28 protein-coding genes and 2 riboswitches are annotated in these 24,705 nt (G+C 44.3%); of the genes, 26 read left to right on the plus strand and 2 right to left on the minus strand.

Annotation, left to right across the window (positions count from 1 at the left end):
* Positions 1–59 precede the first annotated feature (59 nt).
* The 6 genes from JOC95_RS15325 to JOC95_RS15350 all read left to right on the plus strand — a co-directional run bounded on the left by JOC95_RS15325 (position 60) and on the right by JOC95_RS15350 (position 4,958).
* Positions 60–500, plus strand: coding sequence for a peptidylprolyl isomerase (locus JOC95_RS15325; protein WP_204418057.1), 441 nt, complete (start codon positions 60–62; stop codon positions 498–500).
* Between the two features lie 227 nt (positions 501–727).
* Positions 728–876, plus strand: a riboswitch (FMN riboswitch).
* A 129-nt stretch (positions 877–1,005) separates the two neighbouring features.
* Positions 1,006–2,088, plus strand: a complete 1,083-nt coding sequence (gene ribD / locus JOC95_RS15330) for a bifunctional diaminohydroxyphosphoribosylaminopyrimidine deaminase/5-amino-6-(5-phosphoribosylamino)uracil reductase RibD (RefSeq protein ID WP_204418058.1) — start codon at positions 1,006–1,008, stop codon at positions 2,086–2,088.
* A gap of 12 nt (positions 2,089–2,100) precedes the next feature.
* Complete coding sequence (gene ribE, locus JOC95_RS15335) at positions 2,101–2,748, plus strand: riboflavin synthase (RefSeq protein WP_204418059.1); 648 nt, start codon at positions 2,101–2,103, stop codon at positions 2,746–2,748.
* A gap of 24 nt (positions 2,749–2,772) precedes the next feature.
* Positions 2,773–3,966: a bifunctional 3,4-dihydroxy-2-butanone-4-phosphate synthase/GTP cyclohydrolase II gene (locus JOC95_RS15340; RefSeq protein WP_204418129.1), complete on the plus strand. Its 1,194-nt coding sequence runs from the start codon at positions 2,773–2,775 to the stop codon at positions 3,964–3,966.
* 32 nt (positions 3,967–3,998) lie between these two features.
* Entirely contained in the window at positions 3,999–4,463 is a 465-nt protein-coding gene (gene ribH / locus JOC95_RS15345; RefSeq protein WP_204418060.1) for a 6,7-dimethyl-8-ribityllumazine synthase, read from the plus strand.
* A gap of 147 nt (positions 4,464–4,610) precedes the next feature.
* On the plus strand, positions 4,611–4,958 hold the full coding sequence (locus JOC95_RS15350; protein WP_204418061.1) for a GNAT family N-acetyltransferase: 348 nt from the start codon (positions 4,611–4,613) through the stop codon (positions 4,956–4,958).
* A gap of 73 nt (positions 4,959–5,031) precedes the next feature.
* Here JOC95_RS15350 and JOC95_RS15355 read toward each other — a convergent pair whose 3' ends face one another.
* Complete coding sequence (locus JOC95_RS15355) at positions 5,032–5,559, minus strand: DUF309 domain-containing protein (protein ID WP_204418062.1); 528 nt, start codon at positions 5,557–5,559, stop codon at positions 5,032–5,034.
* A 145-nt stretch (positions 5,560–5,704) separates the two neighbouring features.
* On the opposite strand from JOC95_RS15355, the gene JOC95_RS15360 reads away from it, so the two are divergent.
* The 9 genes from JOC95_RS15360 to JOC95_RS15400 all read left to right on the plus strand — a co-directional run bounded on the left by JOC95_RS15360 (position 5,705) and on the right by JOC95_RS15400 (position 12,066).
* A complete protein-coding gene (locus JOC95_RS15360) occupies positions 5,705–6,487 on the plus strand; it encodes a segregation/condensation protein A (protein ID WP_338083108.1) in 783 nt (260 codons plus the stop codon).
* The gene (gene scpB / locus JOC95_RS15365) at positions 6,474–7,052 is read left to right on the plus strand and encodes an SMC-Scp complex subunit ScpB (protein ID WP_204418064.1); all 579 of its coding nucleotides are present in this window, start codon (positions 6,474–6,476) and stop codon (positions 7,050–7,052) included. Before JOC95_RS15360 ends, scpB begins: the two co-directional genes overlap by 14 nt.
* Positions 7,053–7,127: 75 nt before the next feature.
* Entirely contained in the window at positions 7,128–7,556 is a 429-nt protein-coding gene (locus JOC95_RS15370) for a hypothetical protein (RefSeq protein ID WP_204418065.1), read from the plus strand.
* A gap of 95 nt (positions 7,557–7,651) precedes the next feature.
* Complete coding sequence (locus JOC95_RS15375; protein ID WP_204418066.1) at positions 7,652–8,140, plus strand: YpuI family protein; 489 nt, start codon at positions 7,652–7,654, stop codon at positions 8,138–8,140.
* 120 nt (positions 8,141–8,260) lie between these two features.
* Positions 8,261–9,145, plus strand: a complete 885-nt coding sequence (locus JOC95_RS15380; protein WP_204418067.1) for a superoxide dismutase — start codon at positions 8,261–8,263, stop codon at positions 9,143–9,145.
* Between the two features lie 55 nt (positions 9,146–9,200).
* Positions 9,201–9,773: a hypothetical protein gene (locus tag JOC95_RS15385; RefSeq protein ID WP_204418068.1), complete on the plus strand. Its 573-nt coding sequence runs from the start codon at positions 9,201–9,203 to the stop codon at positions 9,771–9,773.
* Between the two features lie 18 nt (positions 9,774–9,791).
* A complete protein-coding gene (locus JOC95_RS15390; protein ID WP_204418069.1) occupies positions 9,792–10,943 on the plus strand; it encodes a D-alanyl-D-alanine carboxypeptidase family protein in 1,152 nt (383 codons plus the stop codon).
* Positions 10,940–11,530 carry a nucleoside recognition domain-containing protein gene (locus tag JOC95_RS15395; RefSeq protein WP_204418070.1) on the plus strand — a complete coding sequence of 197 codons (591 nt, stop codon included), beginning with the start codon at positions 10,940–10,942 and terminating at the stop codon, positions 11,528–11,530. The genes JOC95_RS15390 and JOC95_RS15395 overlap by 4 nt, the downstream gene beginning before the upstream one ends.
* A 2-nt stretch (positions 11,531–11,532) precedes the next feature.
* The gene (locus JOC95_RS15400) at positions 11,533–12,066 is read left to right on the plus strand and encodes a spore maturation protein (RefSeq protein WP_204418071.1); all 534 of its coding nucleotides are present in this window, start codon (positions 11,533–11,535) and stop codon (positions 12,064–12,066) included.
* Between the two features lie 34 nt (positions 12,067–12,100).
* Here the strand turns inward: JOC95_RS15400 and JOC95_RS15405 are convergent, their stop codons facing one another.
* On the minus strand, positions 12,101–12,328 hold the full coding sequence (locus JOC95_RS15405; protein ID WP_204418072.1) for a hypothetical protein: 228 nt from the start codon (positions 12,326–12,328) through the stop codon (positions 12,101–12,103).
* A gap of 273 nt (positions 12,329–12,601) precedes the next feature.
* Here JOC95_RS15405 and JOC95_RS15410 point away from each other — a divergent pair, with 273 nt between their 5' ends.
* The 11 genes from JOC95_RS15410 (at position 12,602) to JOC95_RS15460 (ending at position 24,701) form a co-directional block, all read left to right on the plus strand.
* On the plus strand, positions 12,602–13,330 hold the full coding sequence (locus JOC95_RS15410) for a pseudouridine synthase (RefSeq protein WP_204418073.1): 729 nt from the start codon (positions 12,602–12,604) through the stop codon (positions 13,328–13,330).
* 520 nt (positions 13,331–13,850) lie between these two features.
* On the plus strand, positions 13,851–14,378 hold the full coding sequence (gene resA, locus JOC95_RS15415; protein ID WP_204418074.1) for a thiol-disulfide oxidoreductase ResA: 528 nt from the start codon (positions 13,851–13,853) through the stop codon (positions 14,376–14,378).
* A 15-nt stretch (positions 14,379–14,393) separates the two neighbouring features.
* On the plus strand, positions 14,394–16,046 hold the full coding sequence (gene resB, locus JOC95_RS15420) for a cytochrome c biogenesis protein ResB (RefSeq protein WP_204418075.1): 1,653 nt from the start codon (positions 14,394–14,396) through the stop codon (positions 16,044–16,046).
* 12 nt (positions 16,047–16,058) lie between these two features.
* Positions 16,059–17,222 carry a c-type cytochrome biogenesis protein CcsB gene (ccsB, locus tag JOC95_RS15425; RefSeq protein ID WP_204418076.1) on the plus strand — a complete coding sequence of 388 codons (1,164 nt, stop codon included), beginning with the start codon at positions 16,059–16,061 and terminating at the stop codon, positions 17,220–17,222.
* Between the two features lie 76 nt (positions 17,223–17,298).
* Entirely contained in the window at positions 17,299–18,018 is a 720-nt protein-coding gene (locus tag JOC95_RS15430; RefSeq protein ID WP_204418077.1) for a response regulator transcription factor, read from the plus strand.
* A complete protein-coding gene (locus tag JOC95_RS15435) occupies positions 18,015–19,784 on the plus strand; it encodes an ATP-binding protein (protein WP_204418078.1) in 1,770 nt (589 codons plus the stop codon). Before JOC95_RS15430 ends, JOC95_RS15435 begins: the two co-directional genes overlap by 4 nt.
* A gap of 90 nt (positions 19,785–19,874) precedes the next feature.
* Positions 19,875–20,075: riboswitch (cobalamin riboswitch) on the plus strand.
* 177 nt (positions 20,076–20,252) lie between these two features.
* A complete protein-coding gene (locus JOC95_RS15440; RefSeq protein WP_204418079.1) occupies positions 20,253–20,666 on the plus strand; it encodes a DUF4430 domain-containing protein in 414 nt (137 codons plus the stop codon).
* A 3-nt stretch (positions 20,667–20,669) separates the two neighbouring features.
* Entirely contained in the window at positions 20,670–21,170 is a 501-nt protein-coding gene (locus JOC95_RS15445; protein ID WP_204418080.1) for an ECF transporter S component, read from the plus strand.
* Positions 21,171–21,479: 309 nt separating this feature from the next.
* The gene (gene sigX / locus JOC95_RS15450; protein ID WP_204418081.1) at positions 21,480–22,016 is read left to right on the plus strand and encodes an RNA polymerase sigma factor SigX; all 537 of its coding nucleotides are present in this window, start codon (positions 21,480–21,482) and stop codon (positions 22,014–22,016) included.
* Complete coding sequence (locus JOC95_RS15455) at positions 22,006–23,301, plus strand: hypothetical protein (RefSeq protein ID WP_204418082.1); 1,296 nt, start codon at positions 22,006–22,008, stop codon at positions 23,299–23,301. Before sigX ends, JOC95_RS15455 begins: the two co-directional genes overlap by 11 nt.
* A 113-nt stretch (positions 23,302–23,414) precedes the next feature.
* A complete protein-coding gene (locus JOC95_RS15460) occupies positions 23,415–24,701 on the plus strand; it encodes a GntP family permease (RefSeq protein WP_204418083.1) in 1,287 nt (428 codons plus the stop codon).
* The last annotated feature ends 4 nt before the right edge of the window (positions 24,702–24,705 follow it).

The raw sequence follows: 24,705 nt of genomic DNA on the forward strand, positions 1-24,705 counted from the left end.
ACCTAAAGAATGCTGTATGATAAAGACTGATTGATACAACCTTAAAGGAGATGTTCTCAATGAAAAAACAAGGATACATACTTATGCAAAACGGCGAAAAAATCGAATTCGAATTATACCCAAATGAAGCACCTAATACAGTTGCCAACTTCGAAAAGCTTGCAAACGAAGGCTTCTATAACGGTGTTACTTTCCACCGTGTCATCCCTGGCTTCGTTAGCCAAGGTGGAGACCCTACAGGAACAGGTGCAGGCGGAAGCGGTACGACAATCAAGTGTGAAACTGCCGGTAACCCACATAAGCACGAAGCAGGCAGCCTTTCCATGGCTCACGCTGGGAAAGACACTGGTTCAAGCCAATTCTTCATCGTTCACGAGCCACAGCCACATTTGAATGGTGTACACACTGTGTTCGGTAAAGTGACTTCTGGCTTAGAAACAGCTAGAGGCATGAAAAATGGCGACACAATGGAAAAAGTGGAAGTATTCGACGCTGAATAATTCAAACCAAAAAAAGGGAGCAGCGATGCTCCCTTTTTTTATCTCTCATAAAGGTGGGAAGTTGGATGAAAAAATCTAACTGGATTTTAGCTGCAGTCCTTTTAGGGATGTCTCTCGTCTGGGGTATCATATATTGGTTTTTTATCGTTTAAGTGACATAGCTTAAACTAAAAAGTTTACATATGAAATGATTATGCTAATATAATCTTGTACACAATTACATATTTGATGTCCTTCGGGGGTGGGTGCAATTCCCTACCGGCGGTGATGAAGCCCTGTGCTTCTTAGTCCGTGACCCGTTAATTTTAAATAGTTAACGGTGGATCTGGTGCAACTCCAGGGCCGACAGTGAAAGTCTGGATGGGAGAAGGATTAAGTTTGCGAAAACAGTGAAAAACACATTTGTGACACTGTTTATTTTCCTATACGCAATTTTAATCTTCTACACCTCTAAGGCCAATTCCTTAGGGGTTTTTTATTTTTATTAATAGGAGGGAGAGGGAACATGGACGATCGGTATTATATGAATGTTGCAATAGATCTTGCAGGAAAAGCTGCAGGACAGACCTCTCCAAATCCGGTAGTTGGTTCGGTTGTGGTGAAGGATGGGGAGATTGTCGGGTTTGGTGCACACCTTAAGGCGGGAGAAGCGCATGCGGAGGTGCACGCAATCAGAATGGCTGGTGAGAAGGTTATCGGGTCCACGGTATATGTGACCTTGGAGCCATGCAGCCATCATGGCAGAACGCCACCTTGCTCAGATCTTTTAATCAGTTCCCAGGTTAAAAGAGTTGTCATTGCTTCTGTGGACCCAAACCCATTGGTTGCAGGTTCTGGGATCAAAAAGCTCAAAAGCGCAGGCATTATCGTGGATGTAGGGGTTTGTGAAGCAGAGGCACTTGCATTAAATGATGTTTTTTTCCATTACATAAAAACGAAAAAACCTTATGTCACGCTAAAGACGGCATCCAGTCTTGATGGGAAAACTGCAACTTACACAAAAGACAGCAAATGGATCACAGGGGAAGAAGCAAGAATGGATGTTCATCGCTACCGACATCGGCATGATGCAATCCTTGTTGGTGTAGGGACAGTGATTGCGGATGATCCAAGTTTGACGACACGGCTCCCGAATGGAGGGAAGAATCCAGTAAGGATCATTCTGGATACCCATTTAAGGACGCCGATCGATGCCCGTGTCCTCACAGACGAAGAGGCACCAACCTGGATTATTACGGGTGCCAGAGCAGATGAAAAAAAGATCGAAGCGCTTATCAATCAGCAAGTGAAGGTCATGAAACTGCCGACAGAAGAGATAAAGATAGATAATCTCCTGACTTTGCTCGGTGATCGTGGCATCACCTCCCTATTTGTTGAAGGGGGTGCAACGGTCAATGGGAGCTTTCTTGAGGCAGGAGCCATCAATCAGGTGATCACTTATATCGCACCTAAATTGATAGGAGGTGCCCTTGCCCCAACTATGATTGGCGGATCGGGGTTTAGGTCGATGGGTGTAAGTATGAACCTTACGATAAAAGATATCACTATGATCGGGCAGGATATCAAGATTATCTCCGTGCCCCTGTAAGGAGGAAATCCAGTGTTTACGGGTATTATAGAAGAAATAGGTACCATAAAGCAGATCATCCGTGGCGACAAGGCCATCGTACTTGATATCACCGCAAAGAAAGTATTAGAAGACGTCAAGCTTGGTGATAGTTTCGCAGTAAATGGTGTTTGCCTTACCGTGACGACGTTTTCCGTTAATCGTTTTACTGTGGATGTGATGCCAGAAACGGTCCATGCGACATCATTGAGCAGTCTTGTGGCTGGTTCCAAAGTGAACCTGGAGCGGGCAATGATTGCCAATGGGCGATTCGGAGGTCATTTTGTAAGTGGCCATGTTGATGGGACAGGCACGATCCAGGATAAGAGAAGTGTTTCCAATGCCGTCTATTACACCATTTCGGTTGATCCTTACATTGCTAGATTTCTCATGCTGAAAGGATCGGTAACGGTGGATGGTACAAGCCTGACCATCTTTGGGGTAGCGGATAATACCTTCACCATCTCCTTGATACCACACACCATGAAGGAGACGATCCTTGGTGAGAAAGGCAAGGGAGATATGGTAAACATTGAAGCCGACATGCTGGCGAAATATATGGATCATCTATTGAATAGGCAAGAACCGAAAGTGGGTTCCAGCATCTCAGCATCATTTTTGGAAGAGCATGGATACAAATAAGGTGGGTGAAGAGGAATGAGTAAAATTTTCAATACCATAGACGAAGCGCTTAAAGACTTGCAAGAGGGAAAAGTGATCATCGTCTGTGATGATGAGGACCGAGAGAATGAGGGCGATTTTGTATCCCTTGCAGAGAAGGCGACTCCTGCAGTCATCAATTTCATGGCAACCCATGGCCGCGGTCTGATTTGCGTACCGGTTGTGGAGGAGTTGGCTGAAAAGCTCGATCTTGCACCGATGGTCAATCACAATACAGATTCCCATGGCACAGCTTTTACGGTCAGTATTGATCATAAGACTACAACGACAGGTATCTCTGCCTACGAACGTTCGGCAACTATCATCGAGCTACTTTCCCCGGCTGCTAAAGCTGGTGACTTCAAGCGTCCAGGTCATATCTTTCCGTTGGTGGCGAAAAAGGGCGGGGTGCTGCGCCGTGCCGGTCATACAGAAGCGGCAGTAGATCTCGCAGTGATGAGCGGTTCCTACCCTGCCGGCGTCATTTGTGAAATCATGAATGAAGATGGTTCGATGGCAAGGGTGCCAGAGCTCAGGGAGATAGCGGACAAGTTTGGTCTGAAGATGATAACGATCAAGGATCTGATTCAATACCGTAACCGGAAGGACAAGCTTGTCCAGCGTGAAGTGGAAATAAAGCTTCCGACAGAATTCGGAGACTTCCGGGCAATCGGCTATTCAAATATTGTCGATGGTAAAGAGCATGTGGCCCTGGTGAAGGGGGAGATTGACCCTGAAACACCTACGCTGGTCCGTGTCCATTCCGAGTGTCTGACAGGAGATGTATTCGGTTCAAACCGTTGTGACTGTGGTCCGCAGCTCCATGCGGCGCTTGCACAGATCGAGAAGGCAGGGAACGGTGTGCTCTTGTATATGAGGCAAGAAGGTCGCGGGATCGGCCTGCTAAACAAAATGAGAGCCTACAAGCTTCAGGAACAAGGCTTTGACACGGTGGAGGCCAATGAAAAGCTGGGCTTCGGGGCAGACCTCAGGGACTATGGAATCGGGGCACAGATTCTTCGTGATCTTGGTATTTCCAAAATGAATCTGTTAACCAATAATCCTCGGAAGATTGCCGGCCTGAAGGGATACGACCTTGAAGTGGTCGATCGCATCGCACTTCAGATGCCGACTAAAGAAGCAAACGAAAACTATCTCAAAACCAAACACAGCAAATTGGGGCATATGCTTCATTTTTAAAAAATATTAACTTTTTACTGGAGGTTTTTTTAATGGGAAATATATATGAAGGAAATTTGGTAGGTACAGGACTGAAGGTTGGAATCGTTGTTGGAAGGTTCAATGAATTTATTACAAGCAAGCTTCTCGGCGGCGCGCAGGATGCGTTGAAAAGACATGGCGTGGAAGAAGGAAGTGTCGATGTGGCCTGGGTACCCGGGGCGTTTGAAATTCCATTGGTGGCAAAACGCATGGCCGATTCCGGAAAGTATGATGCGGTCATTACATTGGGAACTGTCATCCGTGGATCCACTCCGCATTTCGATTATGTGTGCAATGAAGCGGCAAAAGGGGTTTCCCAAGCTTCCATGCAATCTGGGATACCTGTCATTTTTGGGGTGCTGACAACGGAAACGATTGAACAGGCAATCGAAAGAGCAGGTACAAAGGCCGGAAATAAAGGCTGGGAAGCAGCTGCTGCAGCAATCGAGATGGCCAACCTATTACGTGAATTTTAAGATTTATTTCAAAAAGGTATACAATCCCGCGGCGATTGGATAGAATGTATATTTAAGAGTGAGATATACGTACTGAAATGGAACCATTACAAATTGGTTGCCTATACTATTTAGTAAGAAAGTTTTTTCGATAATGAGGGGTAATGTATGTTAATTCGTTATAAAAAGAGCTTTGAAAAAATCGCCATGGGTCTTATGTCATTTATGCCAACAGAAAAAGAACTGAAAAAACTTCAGCAGACGATGAAGGATTATGAAGAAAATGATAACTGGCAGCTTTTCCTTTGGAAGGTTGAGGATATCATTGGAATAATCGGCATTGTCATGGATGAAGACAGCTATACCATCCAGCATATTAGCGTAAGTCCTTCTCACCGCGGACAAGGTTGCGGTAAAGAAATGGTAAAAGCTTTAAAAGAAATGTATCCTGGTAAATCTGTAAAGACAACAGAGTATACAACTGCATTTATTGAGAAATGTGATTTTGAGCAGTGATTTTCTCTTAAGCTTTCTAGCATGTTAACAATAAGTACTCTATAAAAAAGGAAGGCAACCCTTGTATAAAAGGTTAGCCTTCCTTTTTTTGTTGCCGCTTCAACAGTTGCGCAATCCGTTCCTGTATCACATCATCCCGGTTGCGTGTGGAATGCCGATGCACAAGTGATAGGTTTTCAAGATCGCTTGGTGCACCCCATACCAAGTTCTCATCAAGGGCTCTGGTCATACAGGAGGTCAGGAGCATCTCGTCTGTCAATGGCAGATCGAAGCTCTTATAGGAGTCCTTCCTATTTATGCCTTCCAGCTGGATTTCCAATAATTCTATAAGTCTTTTGCTATCTAATGCAAGACGGTCGATTTCTTTGGTGTGGGTGCGGATGATCGAAAGCGCGTTTGTCAGCATCCGTTTGGCGCCGTTGAAATTTCCGCGTCTATGGTGATAGAGTCCTACTGCTATCTGGATCAATCCAACCCAATGGAGATCCCTTTCTCCCGCTTCTTTTTCCTTCCAATGCTCTTCTAACACCTCATGGCATTCGAAATAGTCTCGTTCACAATGAAAATAATGCAAATAATCGATATAGGCTTGTGGATACAATGCTTTTCCCCCTTTTAAAAAGGATAATAATATCTTATCATAATCCTTATAGTACTATAAAATGTTGCCAGAATACTTTATACTATGATAGAGTTCGAAAATATTCGGATGCGTTAATTTGTTTTGAATGAAGTTAGGTGGATGAATACCCGTGCAGGAATATAATGTGAAGGTTGAAGCGTTTGAAGGTCCATTGGACTTGCTGCTTCATTTGATAAACCGATTGGAAATAGATATATATGATATTCCCGTTGCTCAAATTACTGAGCAATATTTATTTTATATACATACGATGAAAGAATTGCAGTTGGATATTGCAAGTGAATACCTTGTAATGGCAGCTACGTTGCTTGAGATAAAGAGCAAGATGCTGCTTCCGAAACACGAGGAGGAAATGCTTCAGGTAGATGATGACTTCGCAGATTACGAGGAGGATCCCCGTGAAGAGCTGATGAACCGTCTGATCGAGTACCGTAAATATAAAGAGGCGGCAGACGATCTGAAGGAGCTTGAAGAAGAGCGGAGTCATCTCTTTACCAGAGCCCCGAGTGATCTGACGGAGCTGATGAAAAATGTGGCACCTGATGAAGTGAAGCTGGATGTGTCTTTATATGATATGCTTGGTGCCTTGCAGAAGCTTATGCGCCGCAAAAAGCTGCAAAAGCCCTTGCAGACGCGGATTGCCAGACAGGAAATCCCGATCGAAAAGAGAATGGCGGAACTTATCGAGGACCTGCGCCAATATAAAGGGAGAAAGCATTTCTTTGACCTTTTCCCGGAGTCGAGCAAAGAATACATTGTGGTGACCTTTCTCGCCATACTCGAGTTGTTGAAAAAGAACACCATAAGGCTTGATCAGGAAAATAATTTTGCAGATATTTATATTTCCTATCAAGAAGGAGGAAAAGAGGAAGTTGGATATTATTAATTGGAAGTCGATTGTGGAAAGTTTGCTATTTGCAGCAGGGGATGAAGGGCTGACGCTCAAACAGCTCTCTACCGTCCTGGAGATAGAAGAGAATGTCGCGCTTGATGCCATCTCCGCATTAAGGGAGGATTATAAATCTCCTGATAGGGGAATAGCCATCATAGAACTTGCCGGCACATTCCAATTGACCACGAAAAAAGAGCATTCCGTCTATCTGAAGAAGCTGGTGGAATCACCAACATCGCAATCCTTATCACAGGCAGCACTAGAAACGTTGGCGATTGTGGCATACAAGCAGCCGATAACAAGGACGGAAGTTGAGAGCATTCGCGGTGTGAAGAGCGAAAGGCCGCTCCAGACGCTTTCCGCGAAGGCGCTTGTGAAGGAAGTGGGGCGTGCGGAAGGGACAGGACGTGCCATCCTATATGGAACTACAAAAGAGTTCCTCGACTATTTTGGCCTCAAGAACATCAAGGAGCTCCCGCCACTCACCGTCACGACCGATGATCCGGATGAAGAGGCAGACCTGTTTTTCGAAAAGTTTCAAGAAACGTTTGAAAATTAAAACGGTTTGTGAAGATATATGGTAAAATAGTATTACATACTAGATTTGGATCTTTTAAGGAGTGGCATCATAACCATGAAAATAACCAGGATCAAAGGCTATGAATTGGAAAAGGCACAATCTAATACATCAGAAGATTTCTTCAACCGTTCGGAAGTGACATTTTTCGAGGATGGCGAGGAAAGAACCTTCCATGTATTATATATCCGCTATTTTGATGAAACATTTCCCGAGTTTTTGAATATTGGGGTTGATGGAGATCCTATTTTTAAAATAAGTGACAAGGAAATCCTGTTCAAAGATCTGGTGGCCCTTACCCTCCTGATCAAAAATCCAAGCTTCCGAAACCGGAAAAGGATCTACATAAACACCCGGGAAGATTTCGCCTCTTATTTTGAAGGCGTCCATATCCAGAAGCTGAAAGAGATATTTGAAGGAGTTCATAACAAAGGGGAATATAACCTAACATCCCCATTGCACTTTTTAGCTCAGCCTTCTGCATAAATGAACAAGCACGTCATAGGTATAGATGGTAAGTCGTATAAATGCATATGCTCATGAATTTTCTATAAAACCTTAACATGGAGGGTCCATTACAAATGGCAAATACGATTGTAAAAGCTCAAACAGAACAAGTAGAGAGTTTTTTAGGAAATACTGTCCATCAATTAAATGAGTTCCTGAATGAAGTGACCTTATCCTCGCTGATGGAAGAAAGTGCCGGAAGTAAGGAATATGTCAGCCTGTTATTGGCAAATACACGCAGGCTTGCAGTATTCTGTGATGAAGGGCACAATGCATGCCAGGTTATCTTAAAGAGTGAGCCGTTCCGTAAATCAGCCGCCGAGAAGGTGCTATATAATATCTACCATCAATGCATCGAGGAGTTCTTTGCTCCAAGGAATGATGCATGGTATGAGGACAGCCGATCTGCCTATACCGGAAAAAACTCGATCCAATTCCATGAAGCGCCACCAACTCAATTGAAGGCTGTGGTACGCCATTTGGAAAGCGAATTCCAAACCATCCGTGAGGAATTGGAATATTACGAAACAGACTACCGGACAAAAATGATGCAAAGCAACTAATCACTCACCCTGCCCCAATTTTGTGGCAGGGTGTTTTTATATTAATGAATAGGACAAATTTCTTTTTTTCTCCCTGAAAGCATAGGATGTCACGATGAATTCAAAAAAGGGAGGACCTCTATGATCAGTCAAAATCAACAGGTTTTCAGGAAATACTTACAGGATACGGAAAATTGGTGTTTGGAAATACTGACGGAAAACGGGGCAGGGGCAATTAGATCGGAGTGGCAGTCGGAGATTAGAAACTTCCTCTCTTATGTTCAAAGCATCCAGGAGAAGGATGCAATCCAGGAATCGGATGTCCTTTATGCTAAGCAGAAGCTCGAAGGTTTTCATGAGGTTATGGAGATGCAGCATAGTTCCAGGCAACACAATGGCCGTGTCCCGATCGGTGGACATAAGCTTCCGCCACTTCCATATGCCTATAACGCGCTTGAACCTTATATTTCAAGGGATATCATGGAACTGCATCACCTGAAGCATCACAAGAGCTATGTGGATGGGCTCAATAAAGCGGAGCTGAAAATGAAGGAAGCACGAGTGACAGGGAATTTTGATTTGATCAAGCATTGGGAAAGAGAAGCCGCCTTCCATGGGTCCGGTCACTATTTGCATACGATGTTCTGGGGGAATATGGCTCCAAATGGCGGTGGTCAGCCTAAGGGTAGGCTGCTCCAGCAGATCAACCAGGACTTTGGCGGCTATGGCAATTTCAAGAAGCATTTTACGGAAGCGGCAGACAAGGTGGAAGGTGTAGGTTGGGCGTTGCTAGTCTGGTCCCCGCGTGCACACCGACTGGAAATTCTCCAAACTGAAAAACAGCAGCTGTTCACCCAGTGGGATACTATCCCGCTGCTTGGACTGGATGTTTGGGAGCATGCCTATTACCTGCAGTATAAGAACAATCGCAGGGACTATATCGACAAGTGGTGGAATATCGTAAACTGGCGCGATGTGGAAAAGCGATTCCAGGAAGCTTCAAAACTGAAGTGGCAGTCTTATTGAATAAAGGAGTCTTTATAAATGATATTACAGTGAGAAGGCCATTAGCGGATGTCTAATGGCTTTTTTAAGTGGAAATGTCGGCGAGAAGTCCAATAGAAGGGTTCTAATGGCTTTTTTGAGCGGATATCCTGGCGAGAAGTCCAATAGAAGGGTTCTAATGGCTTTTTTGAGCGGATATCCTGGCGAGAAGTCCAATAGGAGCGTTCTAATGGCTTTTTTTAGTGGAAAACCCGGCAAGAAGTCCAATAGGAGTGTTCTAATGGCTTTTTTTAGTGGGAAACGTGACGAGAAGTCCAATAGGAGTGTTCTAATGGCTTTTTTGAACGTAAATCCCGGCGAGAAGTCCAATAGGAGCATTCTAATGGCTTTTTTGGAGGGGATTCCAGACGAAAAGTCCAATAGGAGCGTCCTAATGGATTTTTTAAACGTATATCCCGGCGAGAAATCCAATAGAAGGGTTCTAATGGCTTTTTTGAACGTAAATTCCATTGAGAAATCCATTAGACCCTTCACTAAATTCCTAGTTATCCACGACAACCCGTTCCTGACTGTCTTTAACTTAGCGCTGCCTTTTTTTATCGAAAAAATCATAATGGGACAGCTTGTGCATAAACTTGTACAAACATAGACAAGGGATGGGGATTGGATGGTACGAGCTAGAATGATGTTCATCATCGCTTCTATTGTGATGCTGATGTTCAGTATAGGCATTCCTCAAGAGGCAGCGGCCGAGCGGGTTGGCGTAAGTTCGAGGAATGCAATTTTGATAGAACAAGAGAGTGGCAGGGTGATTTTCGAAAAGAATGCCCATGATAAACAGCGCATCGCGAGTATCACGAAAGTAATGACGGCCATACTTGCCATCGAATCCGGAAAAATGGGTGAAATCGTCACCGTAAGTGAAAGGGCGACCCATGCTGAGGGGTCTTCGGTTTATTTGAAGCCTGGGGAGAAAATAAAGCTCGAACATCTTGTGTATGGATTGATGCTGCGTTCTGGGAATGATACAGCCGTTGCCATTGCCGAGCATGTTGGTGGAAGTCTAGAAGGCTTTGTTTTCCTGATGAATGAGAAAGCCGCTGAACTGGGCATGAGTAATACCGAATTCGCAAACCCGCATGGACTGGACGATCATGAGAACCACTATTCGACTGCATATGATATGGCCATGCTTACGAGATATGCCATGGAAAATGAAAAATTCAGGGAAGTGACGGGGACGAAGGTATACCGTGCACCTGCAGCACCGGGTGAATCATGGGACCGCAGCTGGACAAATAAGCATAGGTTGGTGACAGGCATGTATTCCTATGCAACCGGAGGAAAGACCGGATTCACCAAACGTGCCAAACGTACTCTCATCACTACCGCTTCCAAGGATGGTCTCGATGCCATTGTCGTCACACTCAATGGCCCGGATGATTGGCAGGATCATATCTATATGTTCAATAGGGCCTTTGTCGATTACAAGCTATACAACATTGCAAATGAAGGTAAACTTGAGGATTTAGAGGATAGTTTTTATAAGGACAAGGTTTTCATTTCACGTGATATCAAGTATCCGATGACCAAGAAGGAACGGGACAATGTTCGTGTCAATATCGAGCTGGTAAAGCCTCAAAAGGAATGGGAGCGATCTGGAAATATTCCGGAAGTGGTCGGTAGTTATACGTTGATCCTGAACAATGAGGCAGTTATAGAAACACCGATCTATTTCGAACAGGAAAAAGAAGATTCGGGAGGCTTCTGGTCGATCTTCAAAAATATTTTTTTCATTTTCGGTGGTAAACTGCCATGATCAATATCATTTGGGTAGCAATGACGATCATCGGCATTCTTTTTGCCATGATTAACGGAACGATGGATAAAGTGAATGAAGCCATTTTTCTTGGGGCAAAAGAGGCAGTGACCATCTGTATCGGATTTATCAGCATCCTTGTTTTCTGGTTGGGTTTGATGAGGATTGCCCAAGAGGCAGGGCTGTTGGAAAAACTTGCAGTGCTTTTCCGGCCTTTGGTCAGAAGGATCTTCCCTGAGGTTCCCCCCGACCACCCTGCGATGGGGTATATGCTTTCCAATATGATTGCGAATATGTTTGGGCTTGGTAATGCAGCAACCCCAATGGGGATAAAAGCGATGGAACAGCTGAGGGAGTTGAACGGCGGGAAGATTGAAGCCAGCAGGTCGATGGTTACGTTCCTTGCCATCAACACCGCAAGCATCACACTGATTCCCACTACAGTAATCGCAATACGGATGAATTATAATTCGGCTTCACCGACTGAAATTGTGGGGCCGACTTTAATAGCGACTGCATGCTCGACAATCGCAGCTATTTTGATAGACCGCTTTTTCTATTATCGCAGAATGGCAAGGAGGCGGTAGAGATGCAGCTCATATCCTTAATTTCCCTTTGGCTTATACCGTTCCTTATCGGGTTCATCCTGCTTTATGGGACTTTCAAGAAGGTGCCTACCTATGAAACCTTTGTTGAAGGAGGTAAGGAAGGAATCAAGATAGCCATTTCGATCATTCCGTTTCTCGTAGGGATGCTGGTTGCGATCTCGATTTTCAGGGCATCTGGCGCACTGGACTTCCTGGTGGAATTTTTAAGGCCGGCAATGAGTGCCATCGGGGTACCTGCTGAAATTGTGCCTCTGGCAATCATCCGCCCCATTTCCGGCACTGCAGCCCTCGGGATGACGACAGATATGATCGCAACATTTGGCCCGGACTCTTTTATGGGCCGCCTGGCTTCCGTCCTGCAGGGTAGCACGGACACGACGCTTTATGTACTGACCGTGTATTTCGGCGCTGTGGGCATAAAAAAGATGGGTGATGCCCTGAAGGTGGGGCTGCTTGCGGATGTAGTCGGAATCGTTGTGTCGATCCTGGTTGTAACTTTTTTCTTCGGAATATAAAAACACAAGGGGTCCCTTGTGTTTTTTTGTATGTTTATACAACTTGTGACAACGCACTTTTAATGGCGGAAGAAGCGGCTTCTATATCTGAAAAATGCTCGACAATGCCTTGTTTATCCCTGACAATCTGAAAGCAGCGATTATTCCTAAGATAGGTAATGGAAAGCGGTTGATCTGGGATTGTACAAATGGTATATGTTATTTCAGTGTCCTGATAGGTTCCCAACGTTTCAAGCACCTGATCGATTTGCACATTAATCATCAACATTCTCCCCTTAAGAAAAATTGAAAACATTTCCTGCTAAGGATACTATATCAATTAATGGTGAACAGAGAAATAAGGGAAACGGGGTAATTTTTTTACGCCTTTAGTAGTATAGAATAGTACCAATTTATTAAAGCCGGATTTTTTTACTATCCTTTATAAAATAACTAAGGGTATAATTAGAGTTTGTGAATGATGGCAATTATATAAGTATGGAAATCTTGGCTTTTCTTATGAAAGTCATGTAAGATGTTGAATGAGGTGAAAGAAATGGAACGGTTACAGAAAGTGATTGCGCATGCAGGGATTGCATCGAGAAGAAAAGCAGAACAATTGATTCAAGAAGGAAAAGTCAGGGTTAATGACAAGGTGATAAAAGAGCTTGGGGTAAAGGTTTCCCCTAATGATAAAATAGAAGTGGAAGGCATTCCTGTCGAAAGGGAAGAGCCGGTTTATTTTGTGTTATACAAACCAAGAGGTGTCATCTCTAGTGTCAGCGATGATAAAGGCAGAAAAGTGGTAACAGACTTTTTCACGCTTATCGATGAACGGATCTATCCTGTCGGGCGTTTGGATTATGATACGTCCGGATTGATCATCATGACCAATGACGGTGAATTCGCCAACAGTCTGGCGCACCCGAAATCCCAAGTGGATAAGGTTTACGTTGCAAAAGTGAAAGGAATTCCTTCAAGGGAAGCTATTCGCAGCCTGGAGCGAGGCATCAAGCTTGAGGACGGAAAAACGGCTCCAGCAAAAATCAAATTCCTTTCGATGGAAAGAACAAAGGAAACGGCAATCTTTGAAGTGACGATCCACGAAGGTCGTAATCGCCAGGTGCGCCGCATGTTCGAGGCAATCGGTCATCCGGTGATGAAACTGAAACGTGAACGCTATGGCTTCCTGACGCTCCAAGGATTGAAGTCAGGGGAAGCAAGAGAACTGACGCCACATGAAGTAAAACAGCTTCGTGTAATGGCTACCAAGCCAGGCAAATAACAGCACAATGAAAGCGGAGGTGGGGAAAGAACCGCTTCCGCTTTTTATGATTGGTTGTGTAATCATTTTGTATTCGTTTCCAAGGTCACTAGCTGCTGATTGGAGCAATAGGCGAAGACTCCTGCGGGAGATGGCGGTTAGTGGAGACCCCGCAGGCAAAGCCGAGGAGGCTCTCGCAAGCCCCGCGGAAAGCGAAGCCTAGTGCGGAAATCAGCAGCGGCGCTATATCAGTTCATTAAGTTAAGAGCGAGCGCCCTCCGCTTTTCGGTTTGTCTAGCTCCGGGCGCTTGGGACTATCAAACTTCCCTCATCTCCCCACGATAAGTCAACATCGGATAGCTAGCGCTCTCCGTGTTTCCTTTATCTCGTGAGATTCAGTCCAGTTTGTACGTCCCAGAGCGAGCGCCCTCCGCTTTTCGGTGTTCACATAAGATTCATAAACTAGCCCCGATGGCAAAAGTAGTAAATGTTATAATAGCAAGGATACGATACGACTTATGGTATAGGAGAGTAATGAGGAATGAGTAAAAAGAAACGTTTAGTGATGCGTACAGCGATTCTGCTTCTCCTGTTATCTGCAATAGGGTATACGTTATACGCAAATTTTTTTACATCTAAAGAATTGGTCGGCGAGGGAGATCAGGCCCCTGATTTCGTCTTGAAGGACTTGGAAGGTAATGAAGTAAGACTATCGGATTATAAAGGCAAGGGTGTATTCCTGAACTTCTGGGGAACATGGTGCGAGCCGTGTGAACGGGAAATGCCGTATATGGAAAATCAATATAAAGTCTTTAAAGATCAGGGTGTGGAAATACTTGCTGTCAACATCCAGGAAACAAATGTGGCAGTGGAACGTTTTAAAAACAAACATCAGCTGACTTTCCCTATTCCGATGGATCGCACGGATCAGGTGAGGCAGGCATATGGAGTAGTGCCATTGCCTACGACCATCCTGATCGATGAAAATGGTGAAATCGTCAAAAAGGATTCAGGGCAGTTGACGGAAGCGAAAATAAAGGAATATATGGAAATGATCAAACCGAAATAATAGGGAGTTTTACGTATGAAGGATATAAAATGTGAGTGCGGACATCTGAATCCGGAAGGCACGATTCTTTGTGAAGCTTGCGGAAAGCCGACCGAGAATGAAAAGAGCCGGGAAAAACTGCTGGATATGAAATATGAAGGCAGTGCCAGGCGTTCTCAGACGTATAACAAAACCATCATAGATAAAATATGGAATTTCTTTTCTTCTGTTAAAGTGGGGATCTGGATTATCGTCCTTTTATTGGTTTCATCGGCATTTGGCACGATTTTCCCGCAAGTAGGCTACATACCGCAAAACATCCCTCCGGAAGTATACTATGAACAGGAGCATGGATTTGCAGGGAAAATGTATTATACCCTTGGTTTTCATGATTTGTATGGTTCATGGTGGTATTTGCTTCTGATTGCAGCACTTGGGATCTCATTGGTGATCGCTAGCCTTGATCGATTTGTTCCATTATACAAAGCGTTGAAAACCCAAAAGGTTACAAGACATGAGAGTTTCCTGAAGCGTCAACGTGTATTTGGACAGACGACAGTTGAAAACCCGGATACGGAACTTGCAAAAGTTAAAGCCGGCCTTAAAAATAGAAAATATAAGATACGTGAAGAAAATGGCAATCTATTGGCTGAGAAAAATCGTTTTTCCCGCTGGGGCCCTTATGTGAATCATATCGGACTTATCATTTTCCTAATTGGGGCCATGCTGCGTTTCTTCCCGGGCATGTATATAGATGAAGTGCTATGGGTCCGCGAAGGTGAGACAAAGCTTATTCCTGGTACCGATGGGCAATACTATATGAAGAGTGAAGGCTTTGTCTTTGAAACTTATGACAGCAAATCCTCTGATGAAGTATTTGAGTCTGCCATTTCCAGAGCGGGGGAAGGGGCGATTGCGAGCAACTTCCAGACGAATGCCGTCCTCTTTGAGCGAAAAGGCGACATCGTGGTTGGCGCAGAACCGGAGCTTGAAAAAGTGAAAGAGCATGCAGTAAAGGTGAATCAGCCACTAAAGCATGATTCCTTTGCATTCTATCAAGTTGACTACAAACTGAACGAATTCAGCGCCATGAGCTTCAATTTTGAAAATAAAGAAACACAGGAAGTCTATGGTACAATCAAAGTAGACTTATATGAACCTGAAAAGAAGTATGATTTAGGGAACGGCAATTCCATCGAGCTTGTCAGTTATTTCCCTGACTTTATCCTGAAGGACGGAGAGCCGAAAACAAAGACAAGGGTGCCGGATAATCCAGCCTTTGTATTCCGTATGATCACTCCTGAAACACCTGAAGGCGAAATCAGCCTTGTGGCAATACGGCAGAACATAGAACCGAACGGGACCAATATCAACAAGATGAGCTTTGCAGGTGTCGAGACACGCAATGTTTCAGGTTTGACAGTTCGTAAGGACCATACTCTTTGGATCCTGGGGCTTGGTGGAGCCATCTTCATGCTTGGTGTGATACAGGGTATGTATTGGAACCATCGCCGTGTCTGGGTGCAAACGAGAGGGAATGAAATCTGGGTTGCTGGACATACGAATAAAAACTGGTTCGGCCTAAAGGGCGACATCAATAAAGCACTCCACGAAACGTCGATTGATATACCGGTCGACCAAGTGGAACAAGAGCAGCAAGAAAGCAAGAAAGAGAAAGCGGAGGAATAGGAGGTTCATCGAATGGCACAGATCAGTGGTAATTTACTTTATACCGCATTTATCCTATATCTAATAGGTACCGCCTTTTTTGGTGGTGCAATTCGTGCAAAGAAAAGCAGTAAAGCAGCCAAAATAGGAATATCGATAACTATTTTGGGCTTCCTCGCTCAATTAGGCTACTTTATCACACGATGGATTGCTGGTGGCCATGCACCTGTCAGCAACCTGTTTGAATTTACGACATTCTTTGGCATGATGCTTGTATTGGCATTCATTGTCATCTATTTCATCTATAAAACTAGTACGCTAGGCGTCTTCACCCTGCCGATCGCATTGTTATTGATTGCCTATGCCAGCATGTTTCCAAGGGACATCGCACCGCTGATCCCGGCTTTACAGAGCCATTGGCTTGCGATCCATGTTTCCACAGTGGCGCTCGGGGTAGCAATCTTATCAGTCAGCTTTGCTGCAGGTTTGATTTATCTTGTAAAAGTGGTAGATTATACAAAAAAGGGGAAAAAGACATTCTCGTTGGAGTTGACCCTCTATACGTTGATCTGTTTCCTTGGATTCATTTTCTTATCCATCGGTTTCGGTGCTGCAGGGTATCAGGCTGAATTCTCCTATATCGACAAAAAGGGTGCCGATGCCAATGTCGAATATCATCTGCCTGCATTAGTGGGGCCACATGAAGGGGAACTGCTGACAGACGGAAGAATGGATGCATTGGTTAGTCTGCCGGCATATGTAAACACATTGAAATTGAATACAGTCATATGGTCACTTTTTGCAGGCTTATTGTTATACGGATTGTTCCGACTCATCCTTAGAAAACCTATCGGACAGGCATTAAAGCCTGCAGTGAAAAAAGTCAACCTGGAATTGGTTGATGAAATCAGCTATCGTGCAGTGACGATCGGATTCCCGGTCTTCACCCTTGGCGGACTGATTTTCGCAGCGATTTGGGCTCAGATTGCCTGGACCAGATATTGGGCATGGGATCCAAAAGAAGTATGGGCACTCATTACGTGGTTATTCTATGCGGCCTACTTGCACCTTCGCCTATCAAAAGGATGGGAAGGGGAAAAATCGGCCTGGCTTACATTGATCGGTTTTGCCATCATTCTATTCAATCTGATTGGCGTCAACTTAATTATCGCAGGTTTGCACTCGTATGCTATGTAACGCAAAATATGGAGCCTTCACAGCAATGTGAAGGCTTTTCCTGAAGAATCGAAACAATACCAGGAGGGGAAAACATATGGAGAAAAACGTAAATATTCTTGTTGTGGACGACGAAGATAGAATCAGAAGGCTGTTGAGGATGTATCTGGAAAGAGAGAACTATACAATCGAGGAAGCAGACAATGGGCACACTGCACTGGAGCTTGCACTTGAAAATGAATACGATGTCATTCTACTCGATATCATGATGCCAGGCATGGACGGCATGGAGGTATGCAAGGAAATTCGTGAGAAGAAGGCTACCCCTATCATTATGCTGACTGCTAAAGGGGAAGAGACCAACCGCGTACAAGGGTTTGAAGTCGGAACGGATGACTACATAGTGAAACCATTCAGCCCAAGGGAAGTGGTGCTCAGGGTCAAGGCGTTACTCAGAAGATCATCCACCACCACTTTCCTGACAACGGAAACAACGACAAAGGATGTCATCGTGTTTCCTCATCTAACAATCGACAATGATGCACACCGGGTTACATCTGACGGCAATGAAGTCAACCTGACTCCAAAAGAGTATGAGCTTCTCTATTTTCTTGCAAAATCCCCCGACAAAGTTTTTGACAGGGAACAATTGTTGAAAGAAGTGTGGCAATATGAGTTCTTCGGGGATCTACGGACTGTCGATACGCATGTAAAACGCCTTCGTGAAAAGCTGAATAAAGTATCAGAGCCTGCTTCAAAAATGATTGTGACCGTATGGGGCGTCGGATACAAGTTCGAGGTCGGCAGTGACTCATGATTTGGAAAAGTGTCGTTGGTAAGCTTTGGCTTACCATTTTACTTTTAGTTTCCTTTGTCCTTTTTGTACTGACAATCCTGTTACTGGAGTTCTTCGAAAATTACCATGTCAGTGAAGCGGAAAAGGAATTGACAAAGGATGCAAAGAAAATATCCCTTATTCTCGAGCAGCATGCAGATAGTGAACAGGCGATGAGCATCGCTTGGGAGCTGGTGGATGAAGCGACAAGGGTGGTAGTGTTTTCGGAAAAGGATGACTATAGCCATTCCCCAAACGAATCACTCAGTCATCTTCCCGCTTCCTTTTTTCTTGATGATCCACAGCTGTCCCTTGTGTTCGAGGACCAGCCGATTGTGACGAAAAAAACCTATTTATCCGATGTTAATATAGACGATGAGATGTATGGGGAAATCATGATTGTAGGGATTCCATTACATCTGGATGAAAACAAGGATGGGGCCGTGTTTATTTACCAATCCTTGCTTGCCATCAAGGAAACTACGAAACAGACAACACAGCTCATTTTACTCGCAGCAGGGTTTGCCATTTTCCTTACAACGATTTTTGCATTCTTCCTATCTACAAGAATAACTGCACCTCTCCGGAAAATGAGGGAAGCTGCATTTGAGATTGCACGTGGAAAGTTTGATACAAAGCTGCCGATGCTCACACACGATGAAATCGGGGAGCTTGCGATGGCATTCAATCAGATGGGGCGTCAGCTGAAATTCAATATTAATGCATTGAATCAGGAAAAGGAGCATTTGGCGAATATTTTAAGCTCGATGGCAGATGGTGTTATCACCTTGAACCGAGACGGCACGATCCTTGTCTCCAATCCTCCTGCAGAACGATTCTTGCAAGCCTGGTTCTACCAGGAAGGCAATGACAATGGGGAAGACCTTCCTTCAGAGGTTCGGGATATGTTCCAGCGGGCAGTTTCCATTGAAAAGGAACAGGCGATTGAGCTCACCTATCAAGGTCGCACCTGGGTAATCGTGATGAGTCCGCTATACAGTCAGACATATATTCGCGGGGCAGTTGCCGTTATCCGGGATATGACAGAAGAAAGAAGGCTCGATAAACTCCGCAAGGACTTTATCGCTAATGTATCGCATGAGCTCCGGACACCGATATCCATGCTGCAGGGATATAGTGAAGCAATCGTCGACGATATTGCCGGGACTGATGAAGAGAAAAAAGAGCTTGCCTCTGTCATTTATGATGAATCTCTTCGAATGGGAAGACTCGTCAACGACCTTCTTGACCTTGCCAGAATGGAAGCTGGCCATATTTTACTGAACTATGAACAAGCGAATGTTGCAGTATTTGTGGAAAAAATCATCCGCAAGTTTCAGGTGCTTTCAAAAGAAAAGAACATCAGCTTAAGTTACGAGATGACAGGGCAGGGCAAGATTGCATTTGATGTAGATCGTATGGAACAGGTTCTGACCAATCTGGTTGACAATGCGATCCGCCATACAGAAAATGGCGGGCAAATAGTGATTATCGTCAATTTGTCGGATCTGGGGCTTAAAATGGATGTGAAGGACTCTGGCCACGGTATTCCTGAAGAGGATCTTCCATTTGTTTTTGAAAGATTCTACAAAGCTGATAAAGCACGGACAAGGGGAAGAGCCGGGACAGGCCTCGGGCTTGCCATTGTAAAAAATATTGTGGAGGCGCATAATGGACAGATATCTGTCCATTCAAAATGGAATGAAGGAACGACATTTTCCATGTTTATTCCACGAACAATGAGTTAATATGTTTAACCTTAGCGAAAAATCTTGTTTACTATGAAACATTTTCTTGTCAGCAAGCGGCATATTGTGTAATATGAAAACTAGTTAACTGAATAGTTTAAAGATGTTGGTGTCACCTCGGTGACTTAAAAGGGAATTTGGTGCAAGACCAAAACTGTCCCCGCAACTGTAAATGTGGACGAAATGAGATTACCACTGTATGACCGGCTTGAAAGATCAGGTTGCCATACGGGAAGGCTCAAAGTAGGGTGAAGCATGAGTCAGTAGACCTGCCAATTGTCTAAACTTAGTTTCAATGCTTCGGGGGTTGAGTGAGAGAGACGGCGTTTATTTGTTCGTGCTTTTTTTGCCGTTTACACCTCATCCACCATACAGGATGAGGTTTTTTATTTGGATCTGAGGAGAGTTAACAACAAGAGGGGACATTTTTTGCTTGGCCTATTACATACATAAGGGGAAATGAGACAGATGAAAAAGTTTTTATTAACACTGATTGCGGCTTTGACAATTGCATTAGCAGGATGTGGCACTGGGGGAAATAGTACGAACAGCAACTCGGCTGCTGATGCCCCAAAAGAAGAGCAACAAGAACAACTCGAAACCACCATCAAGCTTACAAAGGATGGAGAAGAATCTATCAGCGAGAAAACGGTGGAATTTGAAGAAGGCGAATCATTGATGGAAGTAATGGAACGCAACTTCGAATTGACCTTGGATGACAGCAAGGAGTTTATCGTAGGTATTGATGGGCTTGAATCTGATACAGCGAAATCCTATTTCTGGACGTATAAGGTAAATGAAGAAGAAATCATGGTCGGTGCCAAAGAATATATGCTTAAGGCGGATGATGTTGTACACTTCGACTATGCAAAGTGGGAATAAGGAATGCCAACTAAAAAGCTCGCTTTATTAGGAGTGCTCATCGCTCTATGCGTTGTGGGGCGGATCGCATTCGCCTCTATCCCTAATGTGCAGCCTGTTACGGCGATCATCATCATCTGCTCCTTTTGGATGGGACCGGTGACAGGATTGATTCTCGCTGCAGGAAGTACGGTTGCCACCAATATGGTACTGGGAAGCGGCACCTGGACGATCACTCAGATCATCGCATGGTCGGTCATCGGGTTGATGAGCGGATTGATCGGTAAATGGTTTCAAAAGACACCCGTTGTCATACTGGCAATCTATGCAGGCTTGTGTGGACTTTTGTACGGTTTTGTCATGTCACTTGAACGCTTGGTAGTAGGAAAGCTTTTTTGGCCCTATTACCTTGCAGGCATCCCGTTCGATGTGAACCATGCTATCGGGAATGTGATATTTTTCATGGTACTCTTTCCGGTATTATCGAGGCTGCTGAAGGAACGTGCGGCATATATGATTCAATGAGCACGAAGGGGAGCCCTTTAAGAAGGGCTTCTTTTTCTTTGTCCTTCTTTGAGACCTTGTCCCAAAAATCGGGAAATCACAACAAAAAAGGTGCAGAAAGACCCCTATTAAGTAGTCAGTACCTACATTATAATGGAACAAAATAGAGTGATTCTTCTGTTTTACATATAAAAGTGTCCTGCATCATGGATGAGAATAAATTCCTAAAAATTCCTAAAAGAATATAGCCAAACTGTAACTTTTGTCATATATTTGTAATGTAACTTTTTTAATATAGTATACGACTAATCTAATGAACGGAGGGAAAGGATGAATACGGTTTTTCAAGAGCTCTATGAAAAATATCACCATGATGTCTTTCAGTTTTTATTTTATATGGTAAAAAACAAAGAGCAAGCCGAGGACCTCGTTCAAGAAGTTTATATAAAGGTTTTGCGTTCTTACGATCGGTTTGAAGGGAAGAGCAGTGAGAAAACATGGCTGTTTTCGATAGCCAAGCACGTTGCGATCGATTCTTTCCGGAAGCAGAAGGGTTGGAAAAGTAAACTACTTGAAACTTTTGACTGGAGTACACAACAGGTGAAAGATCATGCACCGCTGCCTGAAGAGATAGCACTACAAAATGAACAGGTTCAACAAATGTACCGATGCCTGGATAAATGTAAGATGGATCACCGTCTAGTCTTAATCCTGCGGTACATACAAGCCTTATCGATCCAAGAAACAGCCCAAATATTGGGTTGGACGGAAAGTAAGGTGAAAACGACTCAACATAGGGCTTTAAAAGTTTTGAAGGCTCATATGGAAGAACTCCAAGAGAAAGGGGGGAACAGTAATGCGTCATAAACAGCGTTTGGAGGAAGAACAACTCGAAAAGCTTTTACGGCAGATGCCGAGAGTGAAAGATGACCGTGACCCAAAACAAATATTCAGAGAAGTACATGTTGCGCTAAATAAGAAGCCGCGCTCCTTCAACGTGATGCCTGCGCTTGCATTGGCCGCCGCCATATTGATTTTTGCCATTATCTCACCTTTATTCCTGCAGAACATGAACAGCTCCAATACTTCTATGGATCAGGCATCAGAGCATTCAAACAGGGCTGGCGTCATGGAAAGTGCCGAGCGGGATGATTCCGGGGGCATAGCTGAAAAAGAGAGCGTTGGAATACAAAGTATAGATGAAGATGCAATGAAATCAAACGAAGAATCAGAAGTTGCATTGGATGATACGGAAAAGTCTGATGATAATGATTTCGCTGCACTGTCAGATGAACAACCGACCTTTGTGGTATCCAGTGTGATGGAAGAAACGGAAAATGTCATCACAATCGGAGTGTCTGCAAAGGACGCCATGTCCAATGATGGAGCATTCAGTTTTCCGGTTTCCGTTGTTGTACCAAAAACAGATGAAGAGTCTTACATTAATGATCTGGAGAAAATCCGCTACGAACTGGATTATGAAAAATTAGGATTGAGCGTCCCTCATCTTAATGATGGCGCTGTAATCACCGCTGAGGAAAACGAGGACGGAACGAAGAAAGCAAAGATTGAAGTGGGTTCTCTATATAGAGGATACTCGAGCACTCAAAGTTTTACGTTTGCCGATCAGGTTGCCGAAACATTTCGCTTGCACTTTACCACGGTGGAATATACGAACAATGGCAGCAGTAAAAACGTTGAAATGGCTGGCGATGTGAAGAATGGGCCGGAGGATTTGCAAAAGCTGAGGAAAAAAGCATATCTAAAATACAAAGGCACTCAGGATGGTCCGACATTTCTTGTCCTGTCCCAAAAGGACTATGTAGACGTCCAAGAGGCCATGAAGGCGATGAAAACAGCTCCTGATCAGGATTCCGATAGCAGGATTGAAGCTTCGGTACCAAAAACGATAGAAATCACCAGCCTCCAAGCAGAGGATGATCTTGTGAAGATAGTGCTTTCTCCGGAGAGCATTCTCGAAAATACGGAAGAGACCATTTTCGCCTTGGAAGCTATGATGATGACAGCAAAAGAGTTCGGGTTTAAAAAGGTTGTTTTTGAAACCGTCCAGAGCGGAAGTGTGGGGAATGTCCCGCTAAATGAAGCTGTCGAGGTGCCTCTTGCACCTAATCCAATTTCATATCCCCGATAAAAAGCGTGCAGACTGCACGCTTTTTTCTATTTTTCAAAAACCTTCTACATATAAAACAGATAAATGCAAAAGCTAAATTATGGATTTTTATATGTTTTATTAGGAGGTTGTCTATGTTAAGTATCATCGTTGGACTTGCACTGCTTATGCTGCTTGCCTACTTCGGCTGGTCGATCATCTGGATCGCACCCCTTGTTTCTGGCGTAGTGGCACTGCTTAGCGGACTGGATTTATTACCTGCATATACAGATACCTATATGACCGGATTTGTAGAATTTGCAAAGAAATGGTTTCCTGTTTTTCTTCTAGGGGCGATTTTTGGAAAGCTGATGGAGGATACGGGGGCTGCTCAGTCTGTTGCATATAGGATTACAAGGATCCTCGGTAAAAAACGGGCTATCCTTGGAGTTTTGATTGCGGCAGCTGTATTGACATATGGTGGAGTAAGTCTGTTTGTAGTGGTATTCGCCATCTACCCACTCGCAATTGCACTATTCCGTGAGGCGGACATCTCACGCAAGCTGCTTCCTGGAACATTTGCCCTGGGTGCTTTCACATTTACCATGACAGCATTGCCGGGAACACCACAAATCCAGAACCTGATTCCCATTCCTTATTTTAAGACCACTCCTCTTGCTGCTCCTATCATGGGAATCGTTGCTGCCTTGATCATGGCAGTTGGAGGCTATCTTTATCTGAAATGGCGAGAGGGCAGGTTGACAAAGAAAGGAGATACGTTTGATGAACCGAAAGGAGATCAGGAAGTAAAATCCGTCAATAAGGATGAGTTGCCGAACTGGATACTCTCATTTATCCCATTGATCATCGTTGTGGTCACACTCAACTTCTTGAAATGGGACATCATTCCTTCCCTAATTGTTGGGACGCTTGCGATAATGCTGCTTAATATCAAAAAATATAAAAGGTTTATCGGAGCGATCAATGGCGGTGCTGCCGGCTCCGTTATGGCCATAATCAATACAAGTGCGGCTGTCGGGTTTGGTGCTGTCGTCACTGCTGCGCCTGGCTTTGAGACCATGACCGATTTGCTGCTGGGAATCAAAGGCAACCCTCTTATATCAGAAGCCATTGCCGTACAGGTCCTGGCGATGATCACGGGTTCTGCATCTGGAGGAATGGGGATTGCACTTGAAGCTTTGGGAGATCAGTATTATCAGCTCGCCCAATCGAGTGGCGTGTCCCCTGAGGCTTTTCATCGTATTGCAGCCGTAGCTTCAGGCGCATCGATCCTGCCGCATAATGGGGCTTTGCTGACACTCTTCTCAGTAACCGGGATGACTCATAAAGACTCTTACAAGGACATTGCGGTAGTGGCACTTCTTGTTCCCACGATTGCACTGATTGTATCAATCATTTTGGCAAGTATAGGCATTATGTAATATA

It is taken from the genome of Sutcliffiella tianshenii, assembly GCF_016908565.1.
In the GTDB taxonomy this organism is placed as follows: domain Bacteria; phylum Bacillota; class Bacilli; order Bacillales; family Bacillaceae_I; genus Sutcliffiella_A; species Sutcliffiella_A tianshenii.